This is a genomic window from Roseateles chitinivorans, from assembly GCF_002761755.1.
GTDB lineage: Bacteria > Pseudomonadota > Gammaproteobacteria > Burkholderiales > Burkholderiaceae_C > Roseateles > Roseateles chitinivorans.
On the sequence record NZ_PEOG01000187.1, the window covers coordinates 1 to 487 of the forward strand.

Sequence of the window (487 nt, forward strand, 5' to 3'; positions counted from 1 at the left end):
GGCCTGCCCCTCGGGCCCCAGCAACGCCGACGCGGGCAGTCGCAGCCCGTCGAACTCCAGATCCGAGGCCCTGCGGTCGTCGACCGTGCGGTAGTGGTGCGCGGTGAATCCGCTTCCCGCCGAGGCGGTCTCGACGAGGAACAGGGATATCCCGTCCTTGTCGGTCGTGTCGCCGGAGGTCCGCGCGGTCACCAGCAGATGCGTCGCGAACAGCGCGTTGACCACGACGATCTTCGAGCCGTCGAGCACCCACTCGTCACCGTCGCGGCGCGCCGTGGTCTCGACGCTGTACCAGTTGTCCCCGGACGTCGGTTCGGTCGCGGCCACCGCAACGACGGCCGCTCCACCGACGAGGTCCTCCAGCACGTTCTGCGCGGCATCACCGCCCGCGCGCTGCAGCAGGCCGCCCGCGACGACGACGGTGTCGACGAAGGGTTCGATGACCAGCGCGTGGCCCAGCGCCTCGGCGATCACCATCGCCTCGACC

General features: G+C 70.8%; 1 protein-coding gene. It reads right to left on the reverse strand.

Going from position 1 to position 487, the window contains the following annotated elements; genetic code table 11:
* On the reverse strand, positions 1-487 hold a 487-nt coding region (locus tag CS062_RS25310), incomplete at both ends, for an acyl-CoA dehydrogenase family protein (protein WP_199174378.1).